Origin of the sequence: Bradyrhizobium tropiciagri (assembly GCF_018130545.1) — a bacterium.
In the GTDB taxonomy this organism is placed as follows: Bacteria; Pseudomonadota; Alphaproteobacteria; order Rhizobiales; family Xanthobacteraceae; genus Bradyrhizobium; species Bradyrhizobium tropiciagri_A.
The window spans coordinates 448348-458244 of record NZ_JAFCKF010000007.1; the positions used below are offsets into that span (position 1 = coordinate 448348).

General features: G+C 58.2%; 11 protein-coding genes. 1 reads left to right on the forward strand and 10 read right to left on the reverse strand.

Annotated elements, in window-relative coordinates:
* Positions 1-4: 4 nt before the first annotated feature.
* Positions 5-577, reverse strand: a complete 573-nt coding sequence (locus tag JQ616_RS29945) for a hypothetical protein (protein WP_212020851.1) — start codon at positions 575-577, stop codon at positions 5-7.
* A gap of 279 nt (positions 578-856) precedes the next feature.
* Between JQ616_RS29945 and JQ616_RS39700 the strand changes: the two genes are divergently transcribed.
* On the forward strand, positions 857-988 hold the full coding sequence (locus tag JQ616_RS39700; protein ID WP_283812682.1) for a hypothetical protein: 132 nt from the start codon (positions 857-859) through the stop codon (positions 986-988).
* 228 nt (positions 989-1216) lie between these two features.
* On the opposite strand, the gene JQ616_RS29950 is transcribed toward JQ616_RS39700, so the two are convergent.
* The 9 genes from JQ616_RS29950 to fmdA all read right to left on the reverse strand — a co-directional run.
* Positions 1217-1897 carry a hypothetical protein gene (locus tag JQ616_RS29950; RefSeq protein WP_212020853.1) on the reverse strand — a complete coding sequence of 227 codons (681 nt, stop codon included), beginning with the start codon at positions 1895-1897 and terminating at the stop codon, positions 1217-1219.
* 251 nt (positions 1898-2148) lie between these two features.
* Positions 2149-2304: a hypothetical protein gene (locus JQ616_RS29955; RefSeq protein WP_212020855.1), complete on the reverse strand. Its 156-nt coding sequence runs from the start codon at positions 2302-2304 to the stop codon at positions 2149-2151.
* A gap of 107 nt (positions 2305-2411) precedes the next feature.
* Positions 2412-3026 carry a hypothetical protein gene (locus JQ616_RS29960; RefSeq protein ID WP_212020857.1) on the reverse strand — a complete coding sequence of 205 codons (615 nt, stop codon included), beginning with the start codon at positions 3024-3026 and terminating at the stop codon, positions 2412-2414.
* Positions 3027-3303: 277 nt separating this feature from the next.
* Positions 3304-3552 carry a helix-turn-helix domain-containing protein gene (locus JQ616_RS29965; RefSeq protein ID WP_349630064.1) on the reverse strand — a complete coding sequence of 83 codons (249 nt, stop codon included), beginning with the start codon at positions 3550-3552 and terminating at the stop codon, positions 3304-3306.
* Between the two features lie 115 nt (positions 3553-3667).
* A complete protein-coding gene (locus tag JQ616_RS29970; protein WP_212020871.1) occupies positions 3668-5113 on the reverse strand; it encodes an HlyD family type I secretion periplasmic adaptor subunit in 1446 nt (481 codons plus the stop codon).
* Complete coding sequence (locus JQ616_RS29975; RefSeq protein ID WP_212020873.1) at positions 5100-7232, reverse strand: type I secretion system permease/ATPase; 2133 nt, start codon at positions 7230-7232, stop codon at positions 5100-5102. The genes JQ616_RS29970 and JQ616_RS29975 overlap by 14 nt, the downstream gene beginning before the upstream one ends.
* A 795-nt stretch (positions 7233-8027) precedes the next feature.
* The gene (locus JQ616_RS29980; protein WP_212020875.1) at positions 8028-8348 is read right to left on the reverse strand and encodes a hypothetical protein; all 321 of its coding nucleotides are present in this window, start codon (positions 8346-8348) and stop codon (positions 8028-8030) included.
* A gap of 177 nt (positions 8349-8525) precedes the next feature.
* Positions 8526-8873 carry an FmdB family zinc ribbon protein gene (locus tag JQ616_RS29985; RefSeq protein ID WP_212020941.1) on the reverse strand — a complete coding sequence of 116 codons (348 nt, stop codon included), beginning with the start codon at positions 8871-8873 and terminating at the stop codon, positions 8526-8528.
* A gap of 83 nt (positions 8874-8956) precedes the next feature.
* Positions 8957-9897: formamidase (fmdA, locus tag JQ616_RS29990; RefSeq protein ID WP_212020876.1), on the reverse strand; the 941-nt coding region annotated here is incomplete at its 5' end.

The window sequence follows — 9897 nt, forward strand, 5'->3', positions numbered from 1 at the left end:
AGGATCAGTTCCTCATTCCTGTTGCGTCGAGATAGCGCGTGCACTTGGCTTCCAAGTCCGAACGCGCCGCGTACTTGACGACAAATTCCTCTAACGGCGGTTGGAAGTCCTTCAGAAACTTGAAGCTCGAGATCACGTAATTTGTCTCGTAGGCTATCTTCCGCGGGTCGCGGAGGACGCTCTTATCCGTTCTGTCTCTTCTGAGGTTGGCGATCGATTCTATGCCTGAGGTGTCGATGCCATTCAGGATCGTTCGATACCTTGCAAAGAATCTTGCATGAACAAAATTGTAGCAGTCTTGATTTAAGAGACCCTCCGCTCGGAGCGCAGATGAGCTCGCGTCAGGTTCTAGTTTCTTTCGCTTAGAGAAGTCGTCAAAGATCGCGTTGAATCCGGTTTCGATCTTGACGCTTGCTGCCACCATCTCATCGATCTCTTGATCATGAGTTCTGGCAAGGGCATCAGCAATTGAAGCAATCGGTAGCCACGAATATAGAAAGATCGATGCCGCCAGCAGCCGAGCAAGCCACGACTGCCGCAGCGGCGATCGAGAACGCTCTATCCGGCCACGCGCCAAGTCCAGTCTCCGGCTACAACGAAATGATCCAGCGCAGCTCACCGACCTGACAACGGCGCAAGCGATACAGCACTTCAACACCATGAATCGGCGATCTCGTCCCGCTTGTCACCTATCAGGTCTGGGAGTTGCATTTTGCAAATACTGTGATCTTACTTACTCTCGGCGCCAACCGAGCGCGGCCGCCGGGTCTTCGCCGCGAGCGACCTTGCGAGCAGGAGCGAACCCGCCGAGCGGGAACTGCTTTACGTCGCGCACATTGCACTCGACCAGAAGCAGATGTTCGCCGACGATCGGATGGTCGACGTCGAGCCCGGCATGGCGGTGACGGTCGAGATCAAGACGGGGCGTCGACGGATCATCGAATATCTGCTGTCGCCACTGGTGCCCCACAAGCAGGAGAATTTTTAAGGGAGAGATGATCTTGGTGCGTGGCGGTCGAGATCGTGGGACTCTTTGAAGGAGCTGCGGGTAAGTTGCCGCACTCGGCAGCAAACCCACCGACGATGTTGAATTGGTGTTGTGAACACTTTGCGAAGTTCGGCGAACCGTCTGGTCGGGAGAAGGCCTGCCTAAGCTGCACTGCGTCGGGACAGGAAGTCCTGACCAACGCGACATTGCAAGGGAGTCAAGGTCAACTTAATCGGTCTTGCCGTTCATATTCCTGAAATCAGAATAGATCGTCTTCAGGTTGGTAAGCGCCGTGGCGATCGACGTTGCGTCTATGTAGTTGGTCCACTGAGATATAGAAATGGGCTGGTCGCCTACAATTGTTGCGGCAGTGAGGTACACGAGCGTGATCTCGCTTGCGTTCGCTACCTTTCCTTTTATCAATTGACCGGAATAGCAGACTGCGCCCCTGTCCTCGTCGAGCACGCCGAGGGGCAATGCACCCTGTAAGCTATTGTTGCCCTTGCTGAACTCCGTGACATATTTCGAGATGCGCGCCCTTTGTTCGTCGGAAAGCCCCCTTCTAAGCGCATCGCAGGTCTCAGAAATGTATCGTGATGGCGGCCCATCGACACGTTTTACGAACTTGGCAAAGGCAATCTTTGTCCGAATGAATGCCCCTGATGTTCGAGATTCCTTGAGCTCGTGGCAATCGGGATATAGCGCGACCAAAGAAAATCCGCTTACTTTTGCATATCCGGACATGCCATCGGAAAGTGCGGCATCCGGCCTGATTGCTTTGTCCAATTCGCAAAAGCCAGCAGGCGGCGAAATTTTTAAGCTAGGGTTGTCGTGTATTGCATCTTCCGTATGAGCGACCGACGATATCAGCAAACAAGAGATACCAGCGACATACCCCAAGCAGCGCATGGAATTCCTCCCTAGTGTTCCTGTCCTTACAGCCCACCCCGACAAGCGCTCAACCATCGCCTTCTAGCCCTCCCTGATCAGCGAAAGCAAGTCATTCAGCTGCTGACTTAAAATGGCTGGAGATAGGCTCCGGGCTTTGCTTCGTCGACGGACAACCCAGCGCGCAATGAGCGGGTAGATTTCCATCTGTGGATCCTTGTTAGCCTCCGGTCTGTAGGACGCAGGTACTTTCCCGAGCATATGCGTCCCTGTTAAAGCATGAGCACCTTCATCAATATCAGGTTGGGCGCCGTCTTCACGGTATAGGTGTTGAAAAGCTGCACCGCGCGGATGCCAGTGGGCGTCAACTCGCCGTCAGGCGTTCTCTGGCTTCTCGTAATCTGATTATAAGAGATCGGACTGGCCATCCGTCAATTCCTCGTTCCGGTGACATCGAGATAGCGGGTGCATCCGGCTTCCAGGTCCGGGCGCGTCCTCATTGGCATTTAACGGTCTGCTGTTGTCCGCCATTTCATCACCTGTTCTTTTGTTCGTCTGGAACGCCAAATTCTTTGAGGGGCGTTTCGCATTCGACGCGCAGCGACGTCTTATTCAGCGAGTTCACCATTGCGATATACGCGTCATATTCAGGTATGAGCCGGCCCTGGGTCGCCAATCTGACGCACGCTTCTTGAGGCTCTGTAGAACCGAAACAATCTACAACCATCTTGCTGTTGCTACGGTCGAGATCACGACTACGCGCAATCGTTGCAGGAATCACTGAACGGCGGATTGCTTCGATTGAAAATGGCGAATTGATAATTTCCGACGTAAGTGTCGCGTAGATCTCCATCGGAAGATAGAGTTTCACGACCGTTTCAACGTCGGTTGCGCCAGTCAATTTAAATGGATGACCGAACACAGATCCGGTCAATAAATATAGCGCGTAGTAGTCCTTGGTTTGCGCAAACTTCCAGAGCTCGTCCCAAGCCTCCTGGCAGCGTCCCTTATGAAGAAGATCAAGGGAGTGTCGAAATCGAGATGGAATCTCGTCCTTTAGCGCCTCTTGTGCACAGCCGCCCTGGGAGCTCAGGCCAAAGAGAACAACAGCGCCACACACAGCAAAGGCTTTCCCGATTGACGCCCTCATCAGAGATCACCCTTCGCGCTGACGCCGGAGGAGCTTCCGTATAGGCATCGACAAGTCAGGGACGTCGACGACGACATGCGTAGATTGGGCACAGGCTATCTGATTGACCACTAGATCAACTCCTCGTTCCGGTTACGTCGAGATCGCGCAAGCACTTGCTCCCAAAGTCCGGACCGGCGGAAGCGATCAAAATTCGTCCATAGACGCCATTAATCAGCAACGTTGTCTGCGTGTCACCTATCAGGTCTGAGAGTCGCATTTTGGAAATACTGTGATCTTACTTGCTCTCGCCGCCAAGTGAACGCGGCCGCGCGTTCTCTGCCGCCGGCTGAATGAGCCCGAGTTCGATGGCTTTGACCGCCGCGAGCGTCCGGTTGGCTGCGCCAAGCTTGCGCATCGCGTTCTTGATGTGGAACACGACCGTGTTCTCGCTGATGGAGAGGATCCTGCCGACTTCCCAGGACGACTTCCCCGACGCTGTCCAGCTTAGGCAGGCCTTCTCCCGATCAGACAGCTCGCCGTACATTGCAAAGTCTCCACAGTACCAATTTAGTATCATCGATGGACCTCCTGCCGATTGAGGCAGCCTACCCACCGCTCTTCCAAACGGCCCCAACGATCCTGATCGTCGCCGACCGAACTCACCTCTCTCGCAAACTCTCGTGCTTGTAACGCATCAGCGGCGATAGCAGATATTCGACGATCCTTCGGCGCCCCGTCTTGATCTCGACGGTAACCGCCATTCCAGGTTCGACGTCGACCATCCGATCATCGACGAGCATCTGCGTCTGATCGAGCGCGGTATGCGCGACGTAAAGGAGCTCCTGTCCGGCAGGCTCGCTGGTGGCCGCCAAATCACTCGGCTTTTGCGTGCTGGCACCTTGCGAGATCGGCCGCTCGCGCGCGACGGCGTCGCGTGAGACACTTGTCACTCTGCCATGGAGCAGCCCGTATTTGGTGAAGTTGAACGTATCGACCTTGATTTCGGCCTCGTTACCCTCGCGCACGAAACCGATATCCTTGTTGGCGACCATGGCCTCGATTTCGAGTTTCGACTCCGACGGCACGATCACCATCAGGGTCTGCGCGGGCGTAACGACGCCGCCGACGGTGTGAATGGCCAGCTGCTGTACCGTTCCGTCGATTGGCGCGCGCATGACCTGATCGTGAAGTCGGCGCTCGGCCTTGACGAGGTCTTCGGTGAGTTGCGCGACCTTCTGCTCCGCATCTGCGAGATCCGACGACAGTCCACGGGCGTAGTCAGCTCGTGCCTGATCAAGCTGGGCGACAAGAGCTCTCTGGGCCGCCTCGGCCTCGACCGCATGGCGCTGTTGCACCACCAGTTCATGACGTTGCTCGGTCAACCGCATTTGCGCCTCGAGGTGCGCGATGCGGTTGCCGTACTGGATCTTCATCGCTTTTTCTCGGATGTCGGCCGTTTCGATCAGCAGAGGCAGTTCGGCTTCGATCTTTTCGATCGTTCCGGAGATGCCCTCGACCTCCGCTCGCCGCTGCGCGATCTGCTCGTTCAGCCCGTTGACCTTGGCGATCTGCTGCTCGGCCTGGGCAACCATGTTCGCCCGCGCCCGCGCGACCTCACGGGAGGGAATATCGGTTGGTGGAGCGAAGCCAGCCGGCCTCAAATCACCGGACAAGCCTGCGGTCAGGGCTGATAGCCGCGCAACATCGAGCCGGGCGTGTTGCAGCTCGGGCAGAATGCGATCACGTTCTGCGGTGCTGGCGGTCTGGTCGGTCGCGACGAGAATATCGCCCTGCTTCACCCGGTCGCCATCCTTGACGTTGATGACGGCAATCACGCCCGTTTCGAGAGGCTGCACCTGCTTGACCCGGCCGGTCGGCACCACCTTGCCTTGCGCGGTGGCGATGACATCGATCCGGCCCAGGCAGGCCCAGGCGATCGCAATCACAAGAAAGGCCGTCATCGACGCCGCAACGGCGCGCCCGAGAGGCGACGGTGGCGTCTCGACGATTTCCAGCGCGGCGGGCAGAAACTCGAGCTCGTTCCGCCCCCGGAAACGCGGGCGCAGCTCGATCACCTTCGCGGCGGCCGCCTCAGCTGACTTCATGGAGCCCTGCCTGCAACCGGTGAAGATTGGCGTAGCGGCCGTTGACGCGGATCAACTCGTCGTGATCGCCGTCCTCGACCAGGCGACCATGATCGAGCGCAATGATGCGGTCGGCCCGCCGTACTGTCGATAGCCGGTGGGCGATCACCAGGACGGTGCGGCCCTGCGCGATCTTGCGCATATTGTCCTGGATGATGCGCTCGCTCTCGTAGTCGAGGGCCGACGTCGCCTCGTCGAGAATGAGGATCCGCGGATTGGTGACCAACGCGCGCGCAATGGCGATCCGCTGCCGCTGGCCGCCCGACAGGTTTGCGCCGCGCTCGACGATGACGGTGTCATAGCCTTGGGAAAGCTGCAGAATGAATTCATGGGCACCCGCGAGCTTCGCCGCGTTCACGACGTCGGTCATCGGTAGAGAGGGATCGGCAAACGCGATGTTGTCCCGGATCGAGCGGTTGAACAGCATGTTCTCTTGCAAGACGACGCCGATCTGGCGCCGCAGCCAGGCGACATCGACCACCGCAAGATCGACGCCATCGATGAGGATACGGCCACTCTCCGGGACATAGAGGCGCTGGACCAATTTCGTGAGTGTCGACTTTCCCGACCCGGAGGCGCCAACGATGCCGAGCACCTGTCCGGCCGGGACACGCAAGCTGACGTCCTTCAGGACGGTCGGCCCGTCGACCTGATAGCGGAAGCTGACGTGGTCAAAGACGACATCGCCGCGAATGGCAGGCAAGGCCGTTCGCCCAGGCTGATAGGCCGGCTCCGGCACTGTGTTCAGAATGTCGCCCAGCCTCGCGACCGAGAGCCGTGCCTGATGGAAGTCCTGCCACATCTGGGCAAGCCGCAGGACTGGCTGCGCAACACGTCCCGCCAACATATTGAAGGCAACGAGCTCGCCGACGGTCAGGTCGCCGTCGATCACCAGCCGGGCACCAAAATAGAGTGTCGCCGCGCTGACAATCTTGCTGACGACCTGGACACCTTGGCTCGCCCAATTGCCCAGCGAGAGCACCTGAAAGCTCGCGTGGACATACGCGGCGAGTTGCTCTTCCCAGCGCCGCTGCATCTGCGGCTCCACCGCCATGGCCTTCAGGGTCTGAACCCCGGTGACGCTCTCGACCAGAAAGGCTTGATTCTCCGCGCCGCGGTTGAACTTCTCGTCGAGCCGCGCCCGGAACAGCGGCGTCACGCCCGCCGAGATCCCGGCATAGACGGGGATCGACGCGACCACGATCCAGGTAAGCGTCGGTGAATAATAGAACATCACGGCGATGAAGACCGCGGTGAAGAGAAGATCGATCACCAGCGTAAGCGCCGAACTTGTGAGAAAATTACGAATGTTCTCAAGCTCGCGCACCCGCGCGACCGAATCACCGACGCGCCTCGCCTCGAAGTAGGAGATTGGAAGTGCGAGAAGATGCCGATAAAGCCTTGCCCCGAGCTCCACATCGATCCTGTTGGTCGTATGGGAAAAGATATAGGTCCGCAAGGCGCTCATGAGGCTCTCGAAGACGGATACGACCACAAGCCCGAAAACGAGCACATCGAGCGTTGTTAACCCTCGGTGAACTAGCACCTTGTCGATGACCACCTGAAAGAACAGCGGCGAAATCAGCGCGAAGAGCTGCAACGCAAATGAGGCGGCAAAGACTTCAGTGAGTAGCCAGCGATACTTGTGGATCGCACCGAGAAACCAGCCGATATCGAACCGACGCGCGAGCGAGTGCAATGACGCCCGTCGGGTCGCAAGAATGAGCTTGCCGTTCCAGGTCGCCTCAAATTCAGAACGTGAGACCGATCGCGGCCCACCTGCCGCCGGATCATGCAACAGCACCTTGTCTTCCAAGGCCTTGGCTATGATCACGAAACTTTCGTCGTCCAGTATGGCGATGCAAGGCAACGCTGTCGCCGAAAGCCGAGGCCATTGCGCGCTGGCAAATCTTGCCTTGAGACCATACTCGCGGAGGCACCGGATGATGTCGGCGGCACCGACCGTTCTACCACCCAGTTGATGTCGGACCTGATCCGGATCGATCGGAACGTCCTGAAAGCGAAGTAGCAGTGTCAGGCAAGCCAGGCCCGAATCGATACTCTCCCCATCTCCCGACATACTTCCGCCTCAACACCGAATAGGCGCATCCATCGGAGATGGTGACTGCCTTCAATCAGAGGGCTGCACCTAATCACAACCCGATAGCAACATTAAGACACGATTGATTGTTCCGATTGCGGCAACCTGCAATTGTTGTCCGTTGGCAACAGGAGATTGTAAAATTACTTGGTCGCTATGGTTTGGCGGAAATAGCGATCCGCTATTGCCCAGATTTGAACTTGAAGCGCCAACCTTACGCGAACCTGACATCGATCGTAGTGATAGCCCGCACTCTGCGGCACTCTAAATCGGGATCGACATTGGCCGCATACTTGAGCGGCCGTAGTCCGAGCGCAAGGGAATTTATTCTACGAATTGAGGTGTATCCCATCGCGACTCATTTACGGTAAAAAAAACATCTCCCTATCGACCAAGGCACACTGATCATTGGCCCCTCCATAGCCTTCCGCATCCAAGCGATGCGACCTCCCTGCAGGCGCCGCGCTGTTAGGGAAGACCATGTCGGTGCAAACCAACCACAAGCACGCTATTCAGACCGAACGAGACGATGGAATCGTAGCGCCCAAGTAGGTGTCGCCCTGAGGAAACACAACGCCGGTGTCGCAACACGGCTTTATCCGCCGGAAGGCCGGCAGCGCAACCGGCACACCTTGGATTATCTTGCGAAAATTGGAGCCACGCAGTCGAGCAGATTGGACTCTGGGGAAAGCCCTAGCTCATTCGTGTTTCGCGATGATGGTGCCGCCTCTGCGCAGCGAACGATGCGCATCGGCCTGGATGGCCTGCAAGACGTTAGGCCTTGACTTCGACCAAGATGGCCTGGAAGTCCTCCAGGACCTCCTCTGTGTGCGTGGTTATACCAGTTCGCAGAAACGCACAGCCGGCGCATGGGTTGCTTTCGACGACCTCACCATCTAACGCTGTAAATCTGCGCCTACCCTGCTTGATAACGTAGACCGCCATTTCTGGGTGCTGGTGAAGAGGGATCTTGTCGCCGGCTTTCGCGGTGAACTCAAGCACGCGAATACTTTCGTTTTCCGCGAGAAGTTTTGTGTGAGCTGGCGCTACAAAAAGCAGATCGAGACGCGGGTCGAGTACGAGTTTTTCGGGCATTATGCTTGCTCCGGGCGGGATGATCCGCTCAGCTGATCAACATTCGATCACCCCCGCGGAATCTCAACGACCAAAATTCGGAATACACTCCGGTTCTTGCGATCGAATTTTGGCTATCCGGATCGCGTGGATCCGCGGTCGGGTTCCACGTATCCGCCACCTGGGTGCATTGCCGGACTAGTGGCTGATCATCCAAGGACGCGCGGTTGGAAAACCCTTGGCGCCGCTTTTTGTCTTGGTCATAAGCCGCGCCGGCTTCCTTTTAGCCGTAGAGCAGCAGCCGCAGCCCGGGCCGTGCGCGGCCCTGTACTGGTCGAGCGTCTTCGGCGCGTGCCGGCTCTGCTCGTTGGTGGCGTGCGCCTTGCGCTTGCTTGATGGCATGCAGAAGAACGCCGGCGCGGTCAGGATCACACGTGGCGAAGTCGCTTCGCATTGCGGGCAGACTTGCGGCAGCTCGCACTCGACCATCGGACGCATGTCCGTGAACGGGCCGCACTCGCTGCAGAGATAGTCGTAGACCGGCATTCTTTCGTCCTTGCGCATTCAGAAGTGTGACGCGGCGGACGCGGGCGGCAGATACGCCGTCCCGCATCCTTTTGGCGCAGTGACTACTTGTCCGGCGATATCGGCATCTGGATGTCGCCCTTGATGTGCTTGATCGGGCCCGCCGCCGACGGCATGATGTCGAAGTCGAAGATCTCAGTCGGCAGCCACAGCGTGGCGCAGGCGTTCGGCACGTCGACCACGCCGGAAATGTGGCCCTGACACGGCGCGGTGCCGAGGATCGAATAGGCTTGCGCGCCAGAGTAGCCGAACTTCTTGAGATACTCGATCGCGTTCAGGCAGGCCTGGCGGTAAGCGATGTGGACGTCAAGGTAATGCTGCTTGCCGGCCTCGTCGACCGAGATGCCCTCGAAGATCAAATAGTCCTTGTAGTTCGGCGTGATCGGCGACGGCTTGAACACTGGGTTCTTGATGCCATATTTCGCCACGCCGTCCTTGATGACGTCGACCTTGATGTGCAGCCAGCCGGCCATTTCGATGGCACCGCAGAAGGTAATCTCGCCGTCGCCCTGGCTGAAATGCAGGTCGCCCATCGAGAGCCCGCCGCCCGGCACATAGACCGGGAAATAGATCTTCGAGCCGCGCGAGAGATCCTTGATGTCGCAATTGCCGCCGTGCTCGCGCGGCGGCACGGTGCGGGCGCCCTCAAGACCGATCTTGGCCTTGACGTCACCCTTGGCCTGGCCGGCATGCGCGGTCGGCGCGAACGGCGGATTGGCGAGGCCCGGCACACGGGTCGGGTTGGTCGCGATCAGCTCAGCTTCGCGCTTATTCCAGGCCGCCAGCATCTTGGCATCGGGCAGGCAGCCGATCAGGCCGGGATGGATCAGGCCGGCGAAGTTCACGCCGGGGACGTGGCGCGACGACGTGTAGAGACCCTTGATGTCCCAGATCGACTTCTGTGCCAACGGGAAATGGTCGGTGAGGAAGCCGCCGCCATTCTGCTTGGAGAAGAAGCCGTTGAAGCCCCACAGGCTCTCCTTCA